General features: G+C 30.7%; 22 protein-coding genes. 10 read left to right on the top strand and 12 right to left on the bottom strand.

Annotated features, from left to right (window positions below):
* Positions 1-112: 112 nt before the first annotated feature.
* On the top strand, positions 113-601 hold the full coding sequence (locus tag SJY17_RS10570; RefSeq protein ID WP_397362525.1) for a hypothetical protein: 489 nt from the start codon (positions 113-115) through the stop codon (positions 599-601).
* A 120-nt stretch (positions 602-721) separates the two neighbouring features.
* Here SJY17_RS10570 and SJY17_RS10565 read toward each other — a convergent pair whose 3' ends face one another.
* The gene (locus tag SJY17_RS10565; protein ID WP_397362524.1) at positions 722-1,363 is read right to left on the bottom strand and encodes a protein-L-isoaspartate(D-aspartate) O-methyltransferase; all 642 of its coding nucleotides are present in this window, start codon (positions 1,361-1,363) and stop codon (positions 722-724) included.
* Positions 1,364-1,524: 161 nt separating this feature from the next.
* Between SJY17_RS10565 and SJY17_RS10560 the strand changes: the two genes are divergently transcribed.
* The 9 genes from SJY17_RS10560 (at position 1,525) to miaA (ending at position 9,693) form a co-directional block, all read left to right on the top strand.
* Entirely contained in the window at positions 1,525-2,484 is a 960-nt protein-coding gene (locus SJY17_RS10560; RefSeq protein WP_397362523.1) for a Gfo/Idh/MocA family protein, read from the top strand.
* Positions 2,485-2,587: 103 nt separating this feature from the next.
* Positions 2,588-3,475 (top strand): 3-hydroxyacyl-CoA dehydrogenase family protein, encoded by an 888-nt coding sequence (locus SJY17_RS10555; RefSeq protein WP_397362522.1) that lies wholly within the window; start codon positions 2,588-2,590, stop codon positions 3,473-3,475.
* A 59-nt stretch (positions 3,476-3,534) separates the two neighbouring features.
* Positions 3,535-4,773 carry a DUF1015 domain-containing protein gene (locus SJY17_RS10550; RefSeq protein ID WP_397362521.1) on the top strand — a complete coding sequence of 413 codons (1,239 nt, stop codon included), beginning with the start codon at positions 3,535-3,537 and terminating at the stop codon, positions 4,771-4,773.
* 13 nt (positions 4,774-4,786) lie between these two features.
* Positions 4,787-5,416 (top strand): hypothetical protein, encoded by a 630-nt coding sequence (locus SJY17_RS10545; protein WP_397362520.1) that lies wholly within the window; start codon positions 4,787-4,789, stop codon positions 5,414-5,416.
* 1 nt (position 5,417) lies between these two features.
* On the top strand, positions 5,418-6,071 hold the full coding sequence (locus SJY17_RS10540; RefSeq protein ID WP_397362519.1) for a YggS family pyridoxal phosphate-dependent enzyme: 654 nt from the start codon (positions 5,418-5,420) through the stop codon (positions 6,069-6,071).
* A gap of 39 nt (positions 6,072-6,110) precedes the next feature.
* Positions 6,111-6,467 carry a four helix bundle protein gene (locus SJY17_RS10535; RefSeq protein ID WP_397362518.1) on the top strand — a complete coding sequence of 119 codons (357 nt, stop codon included), beginning with the start codon at positions 6,111-6,113 and terminating at the stop codon, positions 6,465-6,467.
* A gap of 33 nt (positions 6,468-6,500) precedes the next feature.
* Entirely contained in the window at positions 6,501-7,868 is a 1,368-nt protein-coding gene (locus SJY17_RS10530; RefSeq protein WP_397362517.1) for an exonuclease domain-containing protein, read from the top strand.
* A 70-nt stretch (positions 7,869-7,938) separates the two neighbouring features.
* On the top strand, positions 7,939-8,766 hold the full coding sequence (locus tag SJY17_RS10525) for an ion transporter (RefSeq protein WP_397362516.1): 828 nt from the start codon (positions 7,939-7,941) through the stop codon (positions 8,764-8,766).
* Between the two features lie 18 nt (positions 8,767-8,784).
* Positions 8,785-9,693 carry a tRNA (adenosine(37)-N6)-dimethylallyltransferase MiaA gene (miaA, locus tag SJY17_RS10520; protein ID WP_397364873.1) on the top strand — a complete coding sequence of 303 codons (909 nt, stop codon included), beginning with the start codon at positions 8,785-8,787 and terminating at the stop codon, positions 9,691-9,693.
* Between the two features lie 52 nt (positions 9,694-9,745).
* Here the strand turns inward: miaA and SJY17_RS10515 are convergent, their stop codons facing one another.
* The 11 genes from SJY17_RS10515 to coaBC all read right to left on the bottom strand — a co-directional run bounded on the left by SJY17_RS10515 (position 9,746) and on the right by coaBC (position 24,790).
* Positions 9,746-10,456: a response regulator transcription factor gene (locus tag SJY17_RS10515; RefSeq protein ID WP_397362515.1), complete on the bottom strand. Its 711-nt coding sequence runs from the start codon at positions 10,454-10,456 to the stop codon at positions 9,746-9,748.
* Positions 10,457-10,460: 4 nt separating this feature from the next.
* On the bottom strand, positions 10,461-12,023 hold the full coding sequence (locus SJY17_RS10510) for a sensor histidine kinase (RefSeq protein ID WP_397362514.1): 1,563 nt from the start codon (positions 12,021-12,023) through the stop codon (positions 10,461-10,463).
* Between the two features lie 70 nt (positions 12,024-12,093).
* On the bottom strand, positions 12,094-12,693 hold the full coding sequence (coaE, locus tag SJY17_RS10505) for a dephospho-CoA kinase (RefSeq protein ID WP_397362513.1): 600 nt from the start codon (positions 12,691-12,693) through the stop codon (positions 12,094-12,096).
* Complete coding sequence (locus SJY17_RS10500; protein WP_397362512.1) at positions 12,690-13,646, bottom strand: CdaR family protein; 957 nt, start codon at positions 13,644-13,646, stop codon at positions 12,690-12,692. The genes coaE and SJY17_RS10500 overlap by 4 nt, the downstream gene beginning before the upstream one ends.
* A complete protein-coding gene (locus SJY17_RS10495) occupies positions 13,646-14,653 on the bottom strand; it encodes a glycosyltransferase (RefSeq protein ID WP_397362511.1) in 1,008 nt (335 codons plus the stop codon). The genes SJY17_RS10500 and SJY17_RS10495 overlap by 1 nt, the downstream gene beginning before the upstream one ends.
* Positions 14,654-14,729: 76 nt before the next feature.
* Positions 14,730-16,919 carry a T9SS type A sorting domain-containing protein gene (locus SJY17_RS10490; protein ID WP_397362510.1) on the bottom strand — a complete coding sequence of 730 codons (2,190 nt, stop codon included), beginning with the start codon at positions 16,917-16,919 and terminating at the stop codon, positions 14,730-14,732.
* Positions 16,920-17,145: 226 nt separating this feature from the next.
* Positions 17,146-19,845 carry a T9SS type A sorting domain-containing protein gene (locus SJY17_RS10485; protein WP_397362509.1) on the bottom strand — a complete coding sequence of 900 codons (2,700 nt, stop codon included), beginning with the start codon at positions 19,843-19,845 and terminating at the stop codon, positions 17,146-17,148.
* A gap of 236 nt (positions 19,846-20,081) precedes the next feature.
* On the bottom strand, positions 20,082-20,906 hold the full coding sequence (locus SJY17_RS10480) for an enoyl-ACP reductase (protein WP_397362508.1): 825 nt from the start codon (positions 20,904-20,906) through the stop codon (positions 20,082-20,084).
* 55 nt (positions 20,907-20,961) lie between these two features.
* Positions 20,962-22,614: a DNA repair protein RecN gene (gene recN, locus SJY17_RS10475; RefSeq protein ID WP_397362507.1), complete on the bottom strand. Its 1,653-nt coding sequence runs from the start codon at positions 22,612-22,614 to the stop codon at positions 20,962-20,964.
* Positions 22,615-22,692: 78 nt separating this feature from the next.
* The gene (locus tag SJY17_RS10470) at positions 22,693-23,586 is read right to left on the bottom strand and encodes a DUF4835 family protein (RefSeq protein WP_397362506.1); all 894 of its coding nucleotides are present in this window, start codon (positions 23,584-23,586) and stop codon (positions 22,693-22,695) included.
* On the bottom strand, positions 23,579-24,790 hold the full coding sequence (coaBC, locus tag SJY17_RS10465; protein WP_397362505.1) for a bifunctional phosphopantothenoylcysteine decarboxylase/phosphopantothenate--cysteine ligase CoaBC: 1,212 nt from the start codon (positions 24,788-24,790) through the stop codon (positions 23,579-23,581). Before coaBC ends, SJY17_RS10470 begins: the two co-directional genes overlap by 8 nt.
* Positions 24,791-24,794: the final 4 nt, after the last annotated feature.

The following is a 24,794-nucleotide window of genomic DNA, read 5'->3' as shown; positions in this document are numbered from 1 at the left end:
TCAGAAAAAACAACTAACTTCGTTTACTTGTGCTGAACTTGATTCAGTAACATTCGATAAAGAGAATTGAAAACTCTCCTTATCTATACATTGTGTAGCATAAAACAAAACTATGTGTGATAACAAAAAAAATATAACCTTTTGCACTTGCAATGAAAAAGCATCCAATGACGCATTGAAATGCAAAGTGGAATCTTTCAAAGTGTTAGGTAATGAAGAAGAGTATTACAAGCGAGTTTATTACTGGATATTAGAAAGAACAATTCGGAAAAGAACAAATGAAGAGAGAAGTATGATAATGGGTGAGTTATTTCGACCTTCTAAAAAGTTGGATAAAGAACTCACTGCTGAATTCGTTGTTGAAGAGCTTAATAAAAATGCTGAATTTGATTTTGAATACATACCAGAAGATGGTGATGAATTACTTATAGGAATAGGTTATAAATTTGCTCAATTTGAAGATTATTCTAGACCAATTCTGCCAAGACCTATGAAATTTGTTTATGAAAAAAAAGAATGGTTTTTTGGTTATGTTAATCACTTTGAATATGAACAAATAGAACTAAACAAAGGAAAAATTACGCTACACAACAATGTATAACCGCCAGTGCTTAACCGAAAAATATTAACCTTTATCCCGTAACTTACGGTTATACGAGACCGTTAAACGAACCTCATTTAAAAATCAATTATTTTTAAAATTTAGATCTCATTTTACGCACTAATTCTTATCCTCCAAAAGCGGTACAAATCTAAATTCGCCAAGCTCGGTTTTTTCAAAGTCTTTTTGACTAGTTCTAACAAACAATGTCATAATTTGTACATCGTCTCCAACTGGTATTACTAAACGTCCACCAATTGCTAATTGCGCTAATAAAGGGTTTGGAACAAAAGGTGCACCAGCAGTAACAATTATACTTTTAAAAGGTGCTTCTTCAACTAGACCTTTATAACCATCTCCAAAAATTAATTTTTTAGCTCTGTAACCTAATTTTGGTAAAAATCGACTGGTCAATTTAAACAATTCTTGCTGTCTTTCAATACTATACACTTTAGCACCAAGCTCGCATAAAACTGCAGTTTGATAACCGCTTCCTGTACCAATCTCTAATACTTTATCTCCTTTTTTAACTTGCATTAACTCGGTTTGAAAAGCAACTGTATAAGGCTGAGAGATAGTTTGATCTGCTGCAATAGGAAACGCTTTGTCTTGATACGCATGGTCTAAAAAACTAGAATCCATAAATAAATGTCTTGGTATTTTACCAATTGCAGACAATACTGCTTCATTGGTTATTCCTTTGTCCTTTAAAACCGCAACAAGTTGTTGACGTAAGCCTTTATGTTTAAAAGTATCTTTCAATGGTAATGGATAGTTTAGAGCCTAAAAATAGTTTAAAAATTTCAACGTTGAAAAGGAATTTCATTCAATTTATAAATTCTTTTAAAAACATCTATTTAATTGTTAATTTCATATAAAATACTGTGCAAAAAAACTTATTTTTGTTGAAAACGATATAAACTATGCTAAAAGCTGGTGTATTAGGTGCTGGTCACCTAGGGAAAATTCATTTAAGATTATTAAATCAATCAGAAAAATTTGACTTAGTTGGATTTTATGATGCAGATGAAGACAACGCTAAAAAAGTAGAAGCCGAATTTGGCTACAAATATTTCAATACTATTGAAGGATTAATTGATGCAGTAGATGTTGTAGACATTGTTACGCCTACTTTGTCACATTACGATTGTGCTAAACAAGCAATTGCTAAAGGCAAACATATTTTTGTCGAAAAACCAATAACTAACACTGTACAAGAAGCAGAAAGTTTAAGAACTTTAGTTGCAGAATATGGTGTTAAAGGTCAAGTTGGTCATGTCGAGCGTTTTAATCCTGCATTTATTGCTGTTAAAGACCAATTAGACAGTCCAATGTTTATTGAAGCACATCGTTTGGCTGAGTTTAATCCACGTGGTACTGATGTACCTGTGGTTTTGGATTTAATGATACACGATATTGACGTTATTTTAAGCGTTGTACAATCTAAAGTTAAAAACGTATCTGCAAGTGGTGTGTCTGTTATTAGTGATACGCCAGATATTGCAAATGCACGTATCGAGTTTGTTAATGGTTGCGTTGCCAATCTTACAGCAAGTAGAATTTCGCTTAAAAACATGCGTAAAACACGCTTTTTCCAACGTGATGCCTATATTTCTGTTGACTTTTTAGAGAAAAAATGTGAAGTTGTAAAAATGAAAGATGCACCAGAAACACCTGGAGATTTTGATATGGTTTTACAAAATGCAGAAGGTGTCAAAAAACAAATCTATTTTGATAACCCAGAAATCTCTGCTAACAACGCTATTTTGGACGAGTTAAACTCTTTTGCTGATGCTATAAACAATAATACAACACCTATCGTAACTTTACATGATGGTACAGAAGCATTGCGTGTAGCAACAATGATAATTGATCAGTTTTAGTTCCCACAAAAGTGAGACTCTCTTTCTTTAAACTGAAAGAATATTTAATAAAAATATTAATATGATTTCTGCTTTCGCGGAAATGAAAAAATATAATTTTTCAATGAAAAACATAGCTGTAATAGGTGCTGGAACAATGGGTAATGGTATTGCTCATACCTTTGCACAATCAGGTTTTAAAGTACAATTAATAGATATTAGCGAAGCGTCTTTAAAACGCGGAATGGATACCATTGCCAAAAATTTAGACAGAATGGTTGCTAAAGACAGGATTACAGAATCTGATAAAACAGAAACGTTAAGCAACATAACCACATTTACTAACATTGATTCTGGTGTTAAAAATGCAGATTTAGTTGTTGAAGCTGCTACTGAAAATCTAGATTTAAAGCTTAAAATATTTAAGCAATTGGATGAGGCTTGTGGTAAGGATACTATTTTAGCAACCAACACCTCTTCTATCTCTATCACACAAATTGGAGCAGCAACTTCAAGACCAGATAAGGTTATTGGAATGCATTTTATGAATCCTGTACCAATCATGAAATTGGTAGAGATTATTCGTGGTTATAATACTAGCGATGAGGTGACTAAAACTATTATGGAATTATCTAAAACTTTAGGTAAAACACCAACAGAAGTAAACGATTATCCAGGTTTTGTAGCCAACCGTATTTTAATGCCAATGCTTAATGAGTCTATCGAGACGTTATACAATGGTGTTGCTGGAGTAGAAGAAATTGACACAGTAATGAAGCTAGGAATGGCACATCCAATGGGTCCATTACAATTAGCAGATTTTATTGGGTTAGACGTTTGTTTATCCATCTTAAATGTTATGTATGACGGATTTAAAAACCCTAAATATGCACCTTGCCCATTATTAGTAAACATGGTAAATGCTGGTAAATTAGGTGTTAAATCTGGTGAAGGTTTTTATGATTATTCAGAAAGCAGAAAAGCTGAGAAAGTTTCGAAGCAGTTTATATAGTTAAAAGAAAAAAGGCATCAGTTAGTAGTACTATTAACTGATGTTTTATTATCAAAAACATGACCAAAATCCTTCCTTTTAAAGCAGTAAGACCAACCAGAGATAAGGTTAGTTTAGTAGCTTCCAGATCTTATCAAAGCTACACACAAGCAGAAAGAGAAGCACGTTTGGACCATAATCCTTTTTCGTTTTTACACATAGTAAATCCTGGATATAAGTATCATAAGGAGATTTCTGGAGAGACACGTTATAATTTAGTTAGAAATAGGTATTTAGAATTTAAAGAAGACCAAGTTTTTAAACAAGACCAAAAACAGTGTTTTTATATCTATAAAATAGTAGACAGAGATCGTCAAGTATTTAATGGTATTGTAGCAGCAGCAAGTGTTGAAGACTATAATAATAACATTATTAAAAAACACGAAGACACTATAGCTTCTAGAGAAACCATTTTTAAAGATTATTTAAAAACAGTTGGTTTTAATGCAGAACCTGTACTACTAACCTATCCTGATAACGATACCATTTCAAAAATTATAGCTAAAAAACAAAAAGAACGTGCAGAGTTTGAATTTACTACAACTTATAGAGACACCCACTATTTGTGGTTAATTGAAGATGAAAACGATATAAATGCTATAGCCAAAACCTTTAGCCAGATGAAAACGCTTTATATAGCAGATGGTCATCATCGATCGTCTTCCTCACAATTACTTTGTGAAGATTTAAAATCTGAAAACAAAAACCATACTGGAGAAGAAAACTATAACTTTTTTATGAGTTATTTAATTTCGGAATCCGAATTACGCATACACGAGTTTAACAGATTAGTTAAAGACCTTAATGGATTAACCAAAGAAGAATTTTTAATCCAATTAGACACTATCTATCGTATTGAAAACAGAGGTTCAATGCCTTATAAACCATCAAAATCGCATCATTTTAGTATGTATTTGGATGGCGAGTTTTACTCTTTATATCTTAGAAAATCAAATTATCAATTTAATACGTCTTTAGACCAATTAGATGCACAAGTATTATACAAAACAATATTAGAACCTATTTTAGGAATATCCGATTTGCGTAACAATGATCGTATCTTTTATCTAAGTGGAAAAAAAGACATTGTTAACCTAAAAAGTAAAGTTGATAGCAAAGAGTTTATAGTTGGTTTTGGCATGATTCCTGCGACTATTGAACAAATGAAACAAATAGCAGACGATGGACTAACAATGCCTCCAAAAAGCACGTATATTGAACCTAAAATTAGAAGTGGTGTTACTATTTATGAATTTTAAAAGTAAAAATAATATGAAGCAACTATTTACATTATTTAACTTATTAGCATCTATCATGCTTTATTCTCAAGAGTTTGAAGGTACTGTTACTTATAAAATGGATTACACCATTAAAAGTTCTGAATTAGACTTACAAGAGTTGAAAAAATTAATGGGAACAGAAGCTAAAACGCATTTTAAAGATGGATTTTATTTAGAAAAAACCGACTCAGACTTTATGAGTTATCAATTATATAGTCCAAAAGACACGTTAGTATATTATAAAAACAACATAAAGTCTGATACGATTAAATATAACAGAGTAAATACTAAAACTGAAGAAGAGTTTACTTATAAAATTGAAAAAAATACAGACACTATTTTAGGTTATAAATGTGACAAACTAATATTTAAAGATAAATATGGAATTAAAACTTATTATTACTCTAGCGAGTTATCTTTAGATCCAGAAGATTATAAATTCTTTTTGGTTTCTAATAAAAACAAAATAGTTAGTTTAATGAAAGCAATTTATCTAAGGTTAGAAATGACATTTCCTGCATTTACTGTTGATATCATAGCTACTGAAGTAAAACATACACAACTAAAAAAATCCTTATTTAAATTACCTAAAGACCATAATTTAATTGATGGCAATTTTTAAAATGAGCATAAAACAAAACCTAATTACTATAAAACAATCCCTTCCAGAACATGTTACTTTAGTTGCAGTTTCAAAAACAAAACCAGTTGCAGATTTAATGGAAGCCTATGATGCTGGACAACGCATTTTTGGAGAAAACAAAATCCAAGAAATGGCAGATAAATTTCAGCAAATGCCAAAGGATATTAAATGGCATATGATTGGTCACGTACAAACCAATAAAGTCAAATATATGGCTGGATTTGTAGATTTAATACATGGTGTTGAAAGCTTCAAACTACTTAAAGAAATTAACAAACAAGCCTTAAAACACAATAGAGTTATTGATTGTTTACTTCAAATTAAGATAGCTTCAGAAGATTCTAAATTTGGTATGAGTGCTGAAGACGCAACAACTTTACTTCAGTCTGAAGACTTTTCATCTTTAAAAAACGTTAGAGTAACTGGTGTGATGGGAATGGCTACTTTTACTGATAATCAAGATCAAATTAAAGAAGAATTCAGTTTATTAAAAACAACTTTTGAATCACTAAAAACTATTCATTTAGATTTAAAAACAATATCTATGGGAATGAGTGGAGATTATCCTTTAGCAATTGCTTGTGGTAGTACTATGGTTAGAGTTGGAAGTAGTATATTTGGTGTACGCAACTAATAGTTAAAAGTGAAAAGATAAAAGTTTATCGCAAAATTTATGAGTGAATCAATTTTAAAAACAAAAAGTTACGGTTTTGCTTTACAAGTAATAAAATCGTATCAATTGATTTCTTTAGAAAAAAAAGAATTTACTTTATCCAAACAACTACTTAGAAGTGGCACATCAATAGGTGCAAATATAAGAGAAGCAGAATTTGCTCAATCAAATAAAGATTTTATTAGTAAAATGAGTATAGCTTTAAAAGAAGCTAATGAAACTGATTATTGGATTTCATTAATTCATGATTCCAATTATATTGATGAAAGCACATTTAAAACATTAACTTTTTCTAATAAAGAATTAATAAAAATGTTAGTTTCGACAATTAAAACTATGAAATCAAAAACTAAATAACTTTTAGTTTTTAACTATTAATTTTTAACTGTATTGTACACAATAGTCGACATAGAAACCACAGGTGGTAAGTTTAACGAAGAAGGAATAACCGAAATAGCCATTTATAAATATAATGGCCATGAGGTTGTAGACCAGTTTATAAGTTTAGTCAATCCAGAACGAGATATTCAGCCATTTGTAGTTAACTTAACAGGTATAAATAGTAAAATGCTACGTAATGCTCCTAAATTTTATGAGGTTGCTAAACGTATTGTAGAAATTACAGAAGACACCATTTTAGTTGCTCATAATGCGCAGTTTGATTATCGCATTTTAAAAACAGAGTTTAAAAGACTAGGTTTCCAGTTTGAGCGCGAAACCTTATGTACAGTAGAGCTGGCTAAAGATTTAATTCCTGATCAAAAATCCTATAGTTTAGGTAAATTAGTCAGGTCACTTGGTATACCAGTAACAGACAGACATCGTGCTTCTGGTGATGCATTAGCTACAGTAAAATTATTTAAATTACTATTAGATAAAGACACAAATAAAACCATTATAAAAGAATCTATTAGAAAAGAGCCCAAATTCCAGATGGAACCTCGTTTAATAGATATTGTTGATAATTTACCATCTATAACTGGAGTGTATTATATGCATAAAGCAGATGGAGAGATTATTTATATTGGCAAAAGTAAAAACATAAAAAATAGAGTCAATCAGCATTTTACAGGTACAACACCTAAATCTAAAAAAATGCAAACTCTTGTAGCAAGAGTAACTTATGAGTCTACTGGAAGTGAGCTTGTTGCACTTTTAAAAGAAAGTGAAGCAATCAAACAAAACAAACCAATACTTAACAGAGCTTTACGCAGAAGCATATTTACACATGCTTTATATAGTTTTACAGATCATCATGGTTATATCAATCTAACTATAGATAAAGCAGATGGTAGAAAAGAAAATGTAACCACTTTTAGCACAAGACAAAGTGGTCGTCATTTTTTAGAAAAAATGGTCGAACAATTTGAATTATGTCAAAAATTATCTGGATTATACAAAACAAAAACAAGCTGTTTTCATTACGATGTAAAAAAGTGTGAAGGTGCATGTATTGAAAAAGAAACTCCAGAACAGTACAACCATCGTGTAGGAAAATTATTAAATAAGTACAGCTATAAAAACCAAAACATGGTTATTATAGATAGAGGTCGACAAATTGAAGAACGCTGTGCGATACTGATACAAAACGGAGTGTTTAAGGGTCTTGGTTTTTATAATTTAAATTATCAAATAAATAATATTGAAATTTTAGAATCTATTATTACTCCAATGGAGAATAATAGAGATCAACAACACATAATACAAAGTTATTTACGAAAAAATAAACGATTAAAAATTTTACAGTTAGATAACTAATTACATATATAGTTACTTCAAATAATAACACTATTCTAAAATGTTATATTTTTTATAGTATTTTTACATCATGAGTTCAAATAAAAAACAACAAACTTGGAAGGAAAAACTTCATACCATAATATATGAAGCAGATACACCTGCTGGAAAATTGTTTGATGTTGTATTGCTATTTTTTATTATAGCAAGTATCATATTAGTGATGCTTGAAAGTGTTAATAGTATTGACACAAAATATCATGACTTATTAAATATTGGTGAATGGATTGTTACTATTTTATTTACTGTAGAATATATTTTAAGATTAATAACAGTTAACAAACCGCTTAAGTACGCTTTCAGTTTTTATGGAATTATTGATTTATTATCAACAATTCCAAAGTACTTGTCTTTAATATTTGTTGGTACACATGCACTAGTTGCATTAAGAGGCTTACGACTATTACGCGTTTTTAGAATCTTAAAATTAGGTCGTTATTTAGGTGCATCAAATACTTTAGTAAATGCTATTAAAGCTAGTCGTGTCAAAATATCAGTGTTTTTATTTGCTGTAGTTATTATCTCTATTATTTTGGGGACTATTATGTACATGATTGAAGGCGAAGAAAATGGCTTTACCAACATCCCAAAAAGTGTCTATTGGTGTATTGTAACCCTTACTACTGTTGGTTATGGAGATATTGCGCCTCAAACGCCTTTAGGACAATTTATTGCCTCAATAGTTATGGTATTAGGTTATGGTATTATTGCAGTTCCTACTGGAATTGTTACGTCAGAACTAGCAAAATCTTCAGATAAGAAAATAGATACCAATACGCAAGCTTGCCCAAATTGTACTGCAGAAAGCCACAAAGACAATGCAGAGTTTTGTTATGACTGTGGACATAATCTACATTAGCAACTACTTATTTTGAGTATAAACAACAAATACCTTATCTCGATAATTGGACCAACTGCTATTGGTAAAACTACTTTAAGTATTAAGCTTGCCAATTATTTTAAGACAGAAATCATATCTGCGGATTCTAGACAGTTTTTTAAAGAAATGAGTATTGGTACTGCTGCTCCAACAAAACCAGAGTTAGAAGCTGCAAAACACCATTTTATCCATCATAGATCTGTAACAGAAGACTACAACGTTGGTGCTTTTGAAAAAGAAGCACTTGATTGTATTAAAAACCTTCATCAAACGCACGAAATAGTGATTATGGTTGGTGGTTCTGGTTTATACGTAGATGCAGTAACTAAAGGACTAGATTATTTTCCTGAAGTAGATAAATCTATGAGAGAACAACTAAATAATAAATTAGAAACTGAAGGTTTGGAAACACTACAGCTTCAGCTAAAAAAATTAGATTTAGCATCTTATAATACTATTGCTTTAGATAATCCACAACGTGTTATACGTGCTTTAGAGGTTTGTATTGGAAGTGGACAACCATATTCTTCATTTTTAAATAAGGATAAAAACAAAAGACCTTTTACAACTATTACTATTGGCTTGGATGCAGAACGCAGTATTATTTATGACAGAATAAATAGACGTGTCAATATTATGGTTGAAAATGGTTTAGTTGAAGAGGTTAAATCCTTACTACCCTATCAAAAACTAAACAGCTTAAATACTGTTGGCTATAAAGAGATTTTTAATTTTTTAAATAAAGAATGGTCGTTAGATTTTGCAATTTCTGAAATACAAAAAAACTCGCGTCGTTTTGCAAAACGACAGCTAACCTGGTTTAAACGTAATACTGAAACCATTTGGTTTGATTACCAAACACCTATTGAAGACATAGTTTCAAAAATTAAAACTATTATTAAATAAGCATAAAAAAACCAGCAAAAAGCTGGTTTTTTTATAAACTATTATAAGTTTTTTAATCGTTTTGATTAACCACTAATCTAAAACCTTCTCCATGAATATTTAAAATTTCAACCGTTGGGTCTAACTTTAAATATTTTCTAAGCTTTGCGATGTAAACATCCATACTTCTTGAAGTAAAGTAATTATCATCTCTCCATATTTTTGTTAATGCTAACTCACGTGGCATTAAATCGTTTTCATGTAATGCTAACATACGTAGCAGCTCGTTTTCTTTTGGAGATAACTTAACAGCTTCTCCTCCATTATACTTTAAAAATCTAAGTTTAGAGTTTAAATCAAAACCACCTATTTTAAACTCAAATTGTTTGCTATCTGCAACCGTATCGTTTGCTTTACGTTGCATGATGGCTTTAATTTTCATTAATAAGACTTCACTATCAAAAGGCTTATTTAAATAATCATCTGCTCCAACTTTATAGCCTTTAAGCACGTCTTCTTTCATAGCTTTTGCTGTTAAGAAAACAATTGGTACATCTGTGTTTTTTTCTCTAATTTCTTTAGCTAGAGTAAATCCATCTTTATAAGGCATCATGACATCTAAAATACATAGGTCAAAATCGCCTCTTTTAAATTTTTCAAAGCCTTCCATACCATTTTTGGCGTGTGTGACTTCGTAATCATTCATTGCTAAATAATCTTTTAAAACGGTTCCGAAATTTGGATCGTCCTCTACTAATAATATCCTTTTTAATTGTTCATCCATAATATTACGAGATTAATGGAAGCTTTATTGTAAATGTACTTCCTTTTTCTTTTTCACTTTCTACTGATATATGACCTTGATGGTCTTCCACTATTCTTTTTACATAAGCTAAGCCTAAACCATGACCTTTTACATTATGTATATTTCCTGTATGTTCTCTATAAAATTTTTCAAACACACGTTTTTGAGCTGTTTTACTCATACCACTTCCGTGGTCTTTTATATGCACTAAAATGTTATTGGATACAACTTCTGTAGTAACAATTATTTTAGGTGCTTCTGGAGAATACTTAATTGCATTATCCAATATATTAACTAAAACATTAGTAAAATGAGTATCGTTTGCTAATACTGATGACCTTTCTGCGTCAAGATGTGTTTCTATCTCTCCGCCTCTATCTTCAACGATTAACTCTACATGACTAATAGCATCTTCTACTAAGTCGTTAAGGTCAATACGTTCCTTACTAATATTTAGTTCGTTTTTTTCAAGTTTAGATATTCTTAGCACATTTTCTACTTGTGCATGCATGCGTTTATTTTCTTCTTTTATCATTCCTAAGTAACGTAAAACCTTTTCTTTGTCATCAATTATCTTAGGGTTTTTAATAGAGTCTAATGCCAAGTTTATTGTTGCAATTGGCGTTTTAAACTCATGTGTCATATTATTGATAAAGTCTGTTTTTATTTCTGAAATCTGTCTTTGTTTAATTAACTGGTATAATGCACTAGAATATGCAATTATTATAATTAATGTAAACACAATTGACAAAATTAACATCGTTAAAATTGACGAAAAAATAAATTTACTACGTTCCGGAAAATTAACTAATAACCTATAATTACTTTTGTCATTTTCGTTATAAAAAAAGGGAACGCTAAATGTTGATGACTTATCAAGATTAAAATCTTGTGTTTTAATTTTTGTTGATAAATCGTTACTATAGATAGCAAACTCATAATCAATATCTATATCATCTTCTAAAAGTTTTAATGCTAATAATCTATCAATCTTATCAAGATTAACTCTTTTATGTAATGGTTTTAAGTATGCTTTGTCTTTATAAACAGTTTCTAATGCTATCTGAGTACTTTCATTTAAATTACTTAATTTAGAAAGCATTGATAAATTATTATTTCCATCGACTGAGTTGTTTCCAATAATTTCTGTCTCTCTTTTTTGTAAAATACGTTTTACATTTAAACTATCTAAACCTATGTCAAAGAGCGCAGAAGATACTTTAAAATTTTCTTCCAAAATTCCGTTTCTGTAAATTACAGTTTCATTTGTATCTGGATTATCTTCTTTTAAATATATATTTATTATTGCAGTGGTATCATTAATTACTCCTTGCCTTAATAATTCTGTAAATTTTCTTAAATAATCTTCCTTTTCTTCTTTTTCAATTGTATTGGACACATAACTTAATGCTTTTTTAACATTATGGTTAAACTGTTTTTCTGTGTTTTGAAGTGAGTTATTAATATAATAGGCTTGAACCAAGATAATTCCTATTAAAGAACAACTCATTAAAACGACCAATACAAGAAAAATCCTTTTATTCATCAATCAAAATTAAGATTTTAACATTTACCAATCTTAGCATTTAACCTTACATTAACAAAAACGTTAAAATTTAATGATTTGTTGTGCTTTTTAAGAGTTCTTGATGGATTTTATTAACCTGTAATTTAGTGTTCTCTAAATCTGTATTAGTAATTACAAAATTAGAGCGTTCTATTTTTTGCTTGTCACTCCATTGGTTATTCATTATGGCTTTTACTTTTTCTTTAGAAGAATCATCACGTTGGATTACTCTTTTAATTCTTACATTTTCTGGTGCAACTACTGTAATAATGTAATCGTATTTTTTATAACTACCGTTTTCAAAAATAATAGCAGCTTCACTTATGACATATTTAGAGGTTTGCTTTTTTACCCATTTCTCAAAATGTCTAGCGACTTTTGGGTGTACAATAGCATTCATTTTTTGTAATAACTCTTTATTACTAAAAATTTGACTAGCAATAAAAGGTTTATTTAAACTGTTATTTATGTATGCTTGATCTCCAAAAAGCTGAATAAGTTTTCGCTTTATAACTTTAGAACGATTCATTAATGCTTTAGCTTCTACATCTGCTATATAAACAGGAATATCTAATTTTTTAAAAAAATTAGCCACAGTAGTTTTTCCGCTACCAATTCCGCCTGTTAATCCTACTGTTTTTGGTGTCATTCTGTTATAATAAATTCAATTTTCTGCTGAAGCAGCCTAATGTTTTTTACATCCTTTGGTTGCTTTACTACACTAGGTGTAAGATAAGAAACTTCTGAAGCGTCTTCATAATTACAAATAACTTTAAAATCCTGACTAGTTATGTTGTTATAATTCTCTAAACTTGTAGTATAACTTAATGAGACATGTTTAGGAAAGTAATTAATTGTTTTTCCTGCTGGAATATTAATAATTTCTATTGGTAATTCTACTATTCCTTCAGAAAATTTTGAAACATTAATTGATAGACTAACCTGCTTCATATTAGTTTTAATATCATTAATACTGTCTAAATTCAACATTACTAACTGATCTATGTTAGCTTTTACATTACTTAATTTCAATTTTTGTGTTTCAATTTTTTTAATTTTCTTCAAGACTGTACTTGGTCCTATTAATTTAACACTATCAGGAGTAGTTTTTATATTATCCAATGTATTAAATCCTTGAGCATAGTCAATATCAATATTTAATACAACTGGGACAAGCTTGACATCATTAACATCAAATCTAAATAGTAAGGTATCAGGATTTATACTAATAATCTTTTTATCTATACTAAATTGATTATTGATATTAGAATAGCCTTTTGACACACTCCATATTAACATAGAATCTTTTTTTGATACATCTTTTTCAAAATCAATATCTAATTCTGGACGCGTTATAGCGTATTTAAGCCAGTTAAAACCGTTAGTTTCAAATGTTATGTTTAAAGCTGGTTTATCTGTATTAACTATGACGTGTGTGGCATTTACATGTTTTGGCTTAACTTTAAAAGATAATGTTCCTGTATATACTTTTGATAATTTAGTTAACACTAAAATTAAAAATGCCAATACAAAAAACAGTAGAAAAACATTAATCTTCCTGCTTCTAAATAAGTTACGTATTTTTAATTTTAAATTTTGCATTATTTATTTTTAAAAAACAAATGAGGAAAAATAACTTCTGGTTTATTACTATTAAAACTTAATAGCAACGTAGATTTTAAAAACCCATAACCATAACCTAAAAACTGAATAGTAACAGCTAATACTACTTGAAACGCAATAATCAAGTTTTTTGTTTTGATTAAAGCTAAAATAAATATTACAGCATAATAGCCTAGAAGTAAATATAATGGAAAATAAATTTTAAAAATTGATAAAGTTATTGCAAAAACAACTCCTATACAAAACAACGTTGGAAACCAATAGGTTATTTTTTTTGTTTGTGGATGCCATTTATTAAGGATTGGTCTAACAGATCCAAACTTATTGACTTGTTTATAAAATTTAGACCAAGAAATACGTCTTTTATGATACACATACGCTTCTGGAATAAGCTTAGTATTATATCCTAAATCCCATAATCTAATTGTTAAATCTGGATCTTCTCCAGGATGTATATTACCAAAACCATTAGTGGCTTCAAATGCTTTTTTAGACAAACCCATATTAAAGCTTCTTGGTTGAAACTTGTCTACACTTTTTTTATGTCCTCTAATACCACCAGTTGTAATAAAAGAAGTCATACTAAAATCTATAGCTTTTTGTACATCAGAAAATGACTGATGTGCTTTGTCTGGTCCTCCAAAACAATCTACATAGTCTTGTTTTAAGCTTTTAATGGCTTCAATTAAATAATTACTTGGCAACAAACAATCACTATCCAAAATAATAAAATAGTTCCCTTTAGCTTTTTGCATTCCATAGTTTCTAGAATCTCCAGGTCCAGAATTTGGCTTAAAATAATATGAAATATCTAACTGATCTTTATATTTTGTTATAATTGCTTCAGAAGTAATATTAGAACCGTCTTCGATAATAACAATTTCAAAATTATGTCCTCCATTTAATTTAGAAAAGCTCTCTAGAAGCTCTTCAATTTCGTCTGGACGATTAAAAACTGGTATTATAAAAGAAATGTTTAATTCCATTTAACAAATGTAAGTTAATAGTATAAAAAAAGCCACCTAAAAAAGGTAGCTTTTATATAAGTATTAAAGTTTAAGATTAGTTCTTAATTACTTTTACCGTTTCCGTTACGTTATCAATAGTCACTTTAACAAAGTAAGCTCCTGATTGTAAGTTAGACATGTCTAAAATATTATTTACACTGTTAGGTATGTTTTTGTATACTTCTTGTCCAATCATATTGTAAACAGATATATTAGAAATCTTTTTTTCTGCTTTTAATGTTAAAGTATTATTTACAGGGTTTGGGTAATAAGAAAACAAAGCATTAGAGTTAAACCTATCTATTGAAAGTGATGAGTTTAATGCTGCTGCAGAAATCTGAAAAGTACCATCTTGAGGTCCTTGAACTTTTGATGCTGAAGCTCCATACTCATTTACTCTTAAATAAATTACTTGTCCTGCTACAACATCTGTTCCTTCTATAAGCGTAATTTGAGAGAAATTTCCAGCTCCAGAGTCATCATCGCATGCTATTTCTGTTCCGCTACAATCTGAAAAAATTGACAAAACAGAATCTGTTAATGCTGACGTCCCAGAAGGATCTGCTTGGGTTGCTATAATATAATTTGTCCCAGCAATTAAATTTGAAGGCACAGTTACTGTAAACCAAGTATCTCTTCCACTTCCATTAGAACCACATGTAGAAATCACACCAGAAGCAGTATTACTTACTGTTGTACCTGTCATCCATATTTCTGCGCCAATCACAGAAGATGTAACAACAGTTGCTGTACTACAATTATCATTTTCTGGAGCGCAATTAAAAGTTAAAGGGCTACTAGTACTAAAGCAAGTAGAATCATCTGCATTAACAGTGTCAATAGTTACTTCTTCTCCAAATTGATATGGTCCAAAAGTTATGGTGCCAACTGATGTTGCAGTTTGTAAAGTACTTCCTTTATCATCTGTTATATTAATTGTACTAGCTGATCCCATATCTGTTACTTCAACATCAATACTAAACTGGTTGTTTACACAATCTTCAACAGTTGAATAATTAAAAGTTGAATTAATACAACTATTTTCATAAATATCTAATGTATAAGTTGTTGTTTGTGGTTGAGGAAAAGTCGAAATTACTATATAGTAAGTTGTTCCATTAGTTACAACTAAGTCAATCTCTCTTATGTTTGCGGTATCATCTGAAGCACCAGCAATACAAGCTGTTCCTATATCTGTACAATCTGTATAAACAAAAACTCCTGAATAAGCAGCTATTGCATCTAAATCGATACTAATTTGAGTGTCTGCTGTTGCTGTATAAGCATAAACTACATCATCACCATTTAAAAATGTATCTGTTGTTCCACAACCTGTAGAACCTGGAGAACCATCATAGTCATCTCCAAAACCATTAGTATTATTTACATCGTTATAAGGTATAGATGAAACTATTAGAGGATCAGTACATAAAGCTCCTGTTGGTGCTCCTGCTGAAGTAAAACTCCAATAACTACAATTTGTATTTCCTGTTGGTCCATTTTTTGGCACTATTTTCCAATATACAGTTTGATTAAAACCTACATCTGTTAAATCAAAATTTGGAGTTGCAGAGTTACCTCTTAATACTTGATCTGAATAATCAGGTAAAACTCCAGCGTAAATATCATAGCTTGTAGTTGTTGGACCAGAAGTTGCTTCGGACCAGTATAAAGTTACAATTCCGGCTGTAATATTAGTGCTAGTGTTAGATGGTGTAGGATTTGTTGCGCAGTTTGGTGCGTCTGGCAAAGTATACTCTGATAAACAAAATGATAATGGATTAACAGAAGATGTTCCAAAATCATAAACTTGTAATATTAGATTCTGACCAATACTCCACCCGCTTAAAACATAATCTGCTGAAGCAAAAGTATCAATACAGGTAATTTGATTGCCAGTAGATGCATCTCTTACAATTATTCCAGGATTACCTTCTCCATCATTCCAAATTAAAGCATCTGTAGTTGCTGTCCAGCTAAAAAACATATCTAAACCTGTATTAGAACCATCACAAGTTCCATCTAGACCACTATCTGTTACACCAGAAGAAAAATCATAAGAAAAAGTATAAGTACTAGTATTACATGTTGTGTTTTCTGACGATGGTGTAATTGCAATCGGGTTAGAAATAACATCTCCATTCATAAATACATCAAAAACAGTATTAGAAATTTTTGGTGTAGCAAAACTGTTAGCGTTAAAAGCAATTGCTAATAATAAAAATAGTAACGTAATTTTTTTCATCTTAATAAAATATAATTTTTTAGTGCTAAATCTATTTAAGTTCAAAAAAACTATATTATTATAAACTTAACAAAACAATATACATAATTTAATTCAAAAGCATAAATGACTTTATTTTTTAATATAAGATTACTATTAAAAGTAAAAAACATAGACTAAATTAAATACAACTCATAAAAAAAGCCACCTAAAAAGGTGGCTTTTAAATAAGTATTAAAGTTTAAGATTAGTTCTTAATTACTTTTACTGTTTCTGTTACATTATCAATAGTTACTTTAACAAAGTAAGCTCCTGATTGTAAGTTAGACATATCTACAGTATTATTTACACTATTAGGTGCATTTCTGTATACTTCTTGTCCAATCATATTATAAACAGATACATTAGAAATCTCTTTTTGAGCGTTTAATGTTAAGTTATTACTTACTGGGTTTGGATAGTAAGAGAATAAGCTATCTGCATTAAAATCATTTACTCCTGCAGTAGCTTCTGCTACTGTTAATGTAAATGCTCCTGGAGCCTGAGCTCTAGCAGTACCATCATCAGTAACACTAATATAATAAGTTGTTCCATCTGTTAAACCAGTAACAGAAGATGTGTTACAAGATACTTCTGTTCCTGCACAATCTGAATATACTGTATAATTAGCAGCAGTAGTAGTAATAGTTACTTCTCCTGAAGTACCTGCAACAAAGCTGTACCATAAATCTGCAACAGTTGCAGGGTTACAAGTTGATGCTACACCAGAATCAGTTGCTCCAGTATTATCAGCTGAAACCTCAACTCCAAACATTAATGCTTCTGCATTAGCACATTCGTCGTTAGGTATAACAGTACTTACATTTACATATAAATCACCAGTATTACTACCTGCTGTAGTTACATCCCAAGCAGTTGTACCAAAAGTCATATTATAAGATCCAGCTGCTACATAATAAGTACCTGCTGGTTCACCAGAAATAGATAATAAACTTAAAGTCCCAGTTCCTCCATCATCATTATTAGATATAAAGTTACCTGTAGCATCATATATACCTAATTCTGTATCAAATGCTCCACCTTCTGTATCAACAGTAAAGTCTGTACAAGTTCCATCATAAACTAACTCATACCAGTGGATTTCTCCTGAAGCTAATGTATTAATCGCTGCATCATTTGCAACGCCACAACCACCACTTAAAGTTAATGTACCTACAGTTGGAGGTGGACATGTTGTATCTTCAAGTCCTGATTCTGAAACATCACAAATACTATCATCTGGATGAACAATTGTTAAAGTAATAGCAGTTCCATTTGCAAAAGGTCCAACAGTAGTTGTTCCTAAAGCAGAAATAGTACCAACACTAGCTCCACCATTTTGTACATCATAAGATGCTCCTGATCCTAAATCTGTAACATCAATATCCACAGAGAATCCATTTACACAATCTTCAACAACTGTAAAAGTTGCAACTGGTGCATCACAAGCTGGCATCTCTGTAAAAGAAACATTATCAATTGCTATATCACCTTCATAAGTACCTGCGCTTGTAGCTCTAATTACTACTTGTACTGTTTGACCAGCATAAGCTGCTAAATCTACAATTGCTAAAGCCCAATCTTCAGTTTCTGAAGCTTGTTGCTGACCAGTTACAGAAAATTCACTAACACCATCTACTAATACTTCTAAAGTACCTATTTGAGCTCCAAACATATGGTAGTTAAAAGTAATTGCAGGTGCAGTTAATGCAGTTAAATCCATTAATGGTGCAGTTAAATCTGTAATATCACCTGCTGTACCACCAGAAGCTTCAGTATAAAAATAATTACCTGTAGTTATAGTATTAGATGGTCCTGTTCCTGTTGAACCTGTATCAGTTCCAGGAGCAGACTCCCAAAAATAAGTTCCTCCAGATCCTGACCAGCAGTTTTCAAGTGTAAATGCTGCAGCTGAAGTTGTAAATGTTTCAAAATCTTCTGTATAAGGTGCTGCCATAGCTACACATGCTGTTGTAAAGCTAAAAGGTCCAGCCCAAGGAGATAAACTTCCACCACCACAATCTGCTTGAACATAAAATTCGTAATCATTAGCATCAGTTAATCCACTTGCTTCATAAGGATTTGTAACACCTGTAGCAGTTGGAGACATTGATTGAGATTCTCCACCTGTTATATCAACTATTTCAACATTCCAAGTAGTTGCAGTTCCAGCTTCTGTCCAACCTAAATCGGCACCACTAGCTGTAATACTTGAAACTGTTAAAGTTGTTGGTGTTAAACAGTTAGGAACAGTTTGAAAAGCGAAAGGTCCTACCCATTCTGACACATCACCACCTGTACAATCTGCCTGAACGTAAAACTCATAATCATTACCATCAGCTAAACCAGTAGCTGTATAAGGATTTGTTACACCAGACTCAGTTGCTGTCATTGTTTGAGCACCACCAGCAGTAATATCTACTAATTCTATATTCCATAAAGTTTCAGTACCTTGACTAGTCCATCCTAATACTGCCTCTTCTGTAGTAATTCCAGTTGCTGTTAAAGCTGTAGTTGGAGGGCATGTTACTGAAATATTTGTAAAAGATGTTACATGACATGAAGATGTTGATCCACATGCAGCATCATCTGTAATATGAACTCTTACATCTGTTCCTGTAGCTGTAACTTCTAATGGAGAAGGTCCAAAACCAATAACTACATCTGCTAAATCTGTTACAGTAATGTAAACATCTGCTCCAGCAAGTGTAGCAACAAACTCGTAATCATCTCCAATAATTAAACCTGTAACTGTATTATACTCTGAAGTATATGTACAAGTTGATACTTGTTGGGACACTCCTGAGTTATTTGACACAGCATTTCCAAATGATGTTGTGTTAATACATTGTGCAGTAGCAAAAACGCTAAGCAACATTGTACAAATTAAAAAAGTAATTTTTCTCATATTAAATTTATTTTAGTTAATAATTAATTAATCATCCTCTAAAAATATTGATTAATTCGTAACTACAAAGCCTTAGTACTATCAAATCGATAAAATACAAAATTAAAGGTTGAATGACCTATTTACTTAACACAAATTCATAACTAATTGATTGTAAGAATTTTCGTAATTTACTGTGTTGACATAAAAAAAGCCTTACAAAGAATGTAAGGCTTTAAAATTATATTGAGTTTTTGTTATTTATCTTCTGCATCAACAAAAGCACTCATTACTGCATCACTTACACCCATGTTACTAAATCCTCCATCATGAAATAAGTTTTGAAGTGTCACACGTTTAGTCAAATCGCTAAACAAAGAGACTGTATAATTGGCACAATCTAAAGCTGTAGCATTACCTAAAGGCGACATTTTTTCAGCGTAAGCTATAAACCCATCAAACCCTTTTACACCACTTCCTGCTGTAGTTGGTGTTGGAGATTGAGAAATAGTATTTACACGTACATTTTTATCTCTTCCAAAAAAGTATCCAAAACTTCGTGCAATGCTTTCTAAATAGGCTTTATTATCTGCCATATCATTATAATCTGGAAACACACGCTGAGCTGCCATATATGTTAAGGCTACAATACTTCCCCATTCATTCATTGCATCTTGTTTGTACAATGTTTGCATTACTTTATGAAATGACATTGCAGATACATCTGTACCTTTTTGTGTCCATGCATAATTTTGATCTGTATAGTGCTTTCCTTTTCTTACATTTATTGACATACCTATAGAGTGCAATACAAAATCTAATTTACCGCCTAAAATTTCAGTTGCTTGAGATACTAAGTTTGCTAAATCTTCTTCACTTGTTGCGTCTGCAGGAATAATTTGAGAACCCGTTTTTTCTGCTAAAGCATTAATTTGTCCCATACGCATTGCTACTGGAGCATTGGTAAGTACAAAAGTTCCTCCTTCTTCGTGTACACGTTCTGCAGTTTTCCATGCAATAGAGTTTTCGTCTAATGCTCCAAAAATAATTCCTCTTTTTCCTTTTAATAAATTGTATGACATATTGTAATTGGTTTATTATGTTGGTTTGTTTTTTTTTGACTATTCAAAGATAGTATTAATTCAATAATTGCTTTGCATGTGCTATTGCAGAATCAGACAATTGTGTTCCGCCTAACATTTGTGCTAGTTCCACTACACGTTCATCATAATTTAGTTTAACTAAATTAGTTGTTGTAACTTCATTTACATCTTCTTTATACACTTTAAAATGCGAGTTTCCTTTTGCTGCAATTTGTGGTAAATGTGTAATACTAAATACTTGCATTTTAGTACTCATTTTTGACATAATTACTGCCATTTTATTAGAGATTTCTCCAGAAACACCAGTGTCTATCTCATCAAACATAATAGACGGAAGCTTTACATATTTTGACAAAATGTACTTTATAGCTAGCATAATTCTTGATAATTCTCCTCCTGAAGCTGCTTTTTTAAGCACATTAAATTGACCGCCTTTATTTGCTGAAAACAAAAAGCTTAAATGGTCTTTCCCGTTTGACAAAAATGTTTCAGATTGTTCTAAACTTATATTAAACTGTGCATTTGGCATCCCTAAATGACTTAGGATTGTTTCTAATTGTTTTTTTAGTTCAGGAATTGCTTTGCTTCTTTTATCTGTAATATTTTTTGTTTCAGTATTTAATATATTTTCTAAAGCTTCAATTTCTTTTTCTTTTAATCTTATATCTTCATCTGCATTTTCTGTTGCTTCAACTTTTGTAGCCAGATTATCCTTTATTACTATTAACTCTTCAATAGTATTTACTAAATGCTTTTGCATTAAACTATTGATGTTAGATAGTTTTGCATTAACAATATCTAGCCTATTTGGATCTGCCTCAAGATTGTCTTGAAAACGCTCCAAATCCACCAAAACATCATCTAAATCAATCAAACTACTATCTACTCTTTCAAATACACTCTGATAGATGTTAGACATTGAGCTTAATTTTTGCAAAGCTCCTTTTAGCTCTCTTAAAGCTGTTAAAACTCCTGATTGTTCTTGACTTAACAACGTATTTGCTTGTTCTAATTTTAACTGAATAGCTTCTACGTTATTTAACAACTCATATTCTTTCTCTAAATCTTGTAGCTCTCCTTCTTTAAGATTAGCTTCGGTTAATTCGTTTAATAAAAATGAATTATAATCGTGTTCTTTTACTGCTTCAGCTTGAAATTGCTGCAATTGCTTTAATTGTTTCTGAAGTGTTTTATATTGTTTTAGCTGAGTTGAATAGGCTTCAATATCTGCTTTAGTATTTGCTAAAGCAGATATTACTTGAAATTGAAAAGCATCATCAACTAATTGAAGTGTTTCGTGTTGCGAATGTATATCTATCAGGTGTTTTCCTAATAATTGAAGACTTGATAAATTAACAGGAGAATCGTTTACAAAAGCTCTAGACTTTCCTGAAGGCAAAATCTCTCTTCTTATTATTGTTTGGGCTTCATAATCTAAATCTTCTGTTTTAAATAATGATTTAAGCTTATATTTTGAGATATCAAAAACTGCTTCGATTATGCATTTTTTTTCTGGGTTACGCAAATTAGATAAATCTGCACGCTTACCTAATATTAAAGACAAACCACCTAAAAGAATAGATTTACCTGCTCCAGTCTCTCCTGTAATAATGGTAAATCCATCATTAAAATTAACTTGAAGTTGATCTATTAATGCGTAATTTTTTATGGTTAATCCTGTAAGCATTCCTAAAGTTAAAGATTACAAAGTTAAAAATTGAAATTTTTTTAGTTTTTGCCTTTTATAGGCTAAAAATAAAAGTCATTAAAATTTTATATTTCTCCATTTAGAAGAATGCATTGGAGCTACTTTATTAAGTGTTTCGATTAACTCTACAATATCTACACTTGGTCCATCAGTAAAAATTTGTTCGATTTCTTCTGCTTTTGCATCAAAAAATATACGAACTAAATAAGAATTAGGACGTCTTCTATTCATGTCTTTAAAGTAACCTAAAGCCAAAGCAATTTCGTTTTTAGCGTCCTTTTGGTTTTCGCTCATTGTGTCTAAACCACGTCTGTGGTAATTATACATAACGGTTCTAAACTCTTTAAACATAGGTGACATTAAATTGTCAATTAATGCAAAGCGACTTTGTAATCCATCTTCAAGTTTCCATCCTGAATAGTTTTCTTGCTGAGAAAAATTTACAATGTTTTGAGCTTGTTTAAAATAAATGTCTCCTCCTTCTTTTTTAAAAGATTCTCCATCCATACCTAATATCATATTAATATGAAATGCTAATACAGATACTAGATTAGAAGCGTATTGGTTTGGGTTATAAAGTAAATTCTGAAACTCGACATACTCAAAAGTAAAATCTTTATCATTTACATTATAAATTGGTGTTGTATAACTAGATCCAAAAACTGGTCTTGAAGACTGTACTTGTAAAGTTGCTTTATAATTGTTACCAGAATATTCACTGATATTAATAACAAAATTACAATCTATACGCTCTTGTGGTTCTACTTTTAATTTGGTCCATTTTGTATTAGAAATAAACTCTTTTAATTGTTTTTCTAACGTTTTAAACTGTTGTAAGTTTTCGTTACCAGTTTGTTGCGCATTTACAACTACTGTAGCATTTAATTCTTGTGCGTTTACATTTATAGAAACACTAAAACAAATTAAAATTAGAAATAAGATATTACGCATCTATTGTATTTATTATAGTATTAAAAAGATCTTTTGCAACTTCGGTTTTTGATTTTAACTCGTAAACTGTCGCTTTTTCATCTTTATTAATTAATGTTACTTTATTAGTGTCTGACTTAAAACCAGCACCTTTATCGTTTAACGAATTTAAAACAATTAAATCTAAATTCTTCTTTTTTAGCTTCAATTTTGCATGTTCTAACTCGTTATTAGTCTCTAATGCAAAGCCTACTAAAAATTGATTAGTTTTAATTTCTCCTAAAGATGCTAATATATCTTTAGTTTTTTCAAGTTGTAAAGTTAACGTAGAATCTTTCTTTTTTATTTTCTGAGTAGCTACATTTTTTGGTCTGTAATCTGCAACTGCAGCAGATAATATAGCAATATTAGATTTTTTAAAATGAAGATGAGCTGCATCATACATGTCCTGTGCACTAACAACTGGAATGATTGTAATTGATTTATGATTAACCTTTTGGTGTGTTGGACCTGTTATTAAAACAACTTCTGCTCCTAAATTTGCTGCTTCTTTAGCTATTTCGAAACCCATCTTCCCTGAGGAATGATTACCTATAAATCTTACTGGATCTATTGCTTCATAAGTTGGTCCAGCTGTTATTAATACTGTTTTATTTTTTAATGGTAAGCCATCAATAATATCGTTTTCAATAAATGTAACAATATCTTCTGGTTCTGCCATACGACCTTGCCCAACTAATCCACTAGCCAACTCTCCTGAAGTTGCTGGAATCATTACATTACCATAACTTTTAAGTTTTTCAAAGGAATTAACTGACGAAGGATGAATATACATATCCAAGTCCATTGCTGGTGCAAAATACACTTTGCATTTTGCTGATAAATAGGTTGCTAACAATAGATTATCGCAAGTCCCATTTGCCATTTTAGATAACGTATTTGCTGTTGCAGGTGCTATTATAAAATAGTCTGCCCAAAGACCTAACTCCACATGGTTATTCCACATAGCGTTATCATCTTGATCGTTTGTAAATGTTGAGTGTACTGGGTTTTTGGAAAGTGTAGATAATGTAAGCGGAGTTACAAAATCTTTAGAAGCAGGTGTCATAACGACTTGTACGTTTGCACCTGCTTTTATAAATGCTCTGACTAATGTAGCAGTCTTATAAGCAGCTATACCAGCACTAACGCCTAAAAGTATATTTTTGCCACTTAGTATAGACATAGTT

The organism is Olleya sp. R77988, from assembly GCF_044594215.1.
Lineage (GTDB): Bacteria > Bacteroidota > Bacteroidia > Flavobacteriales > Flavobacteriaceae > Olleya.
Note: the sequence above shows the minus strand (reverse complement) of the source record. Positions and strands in the feature narration are given on the sequence as shown.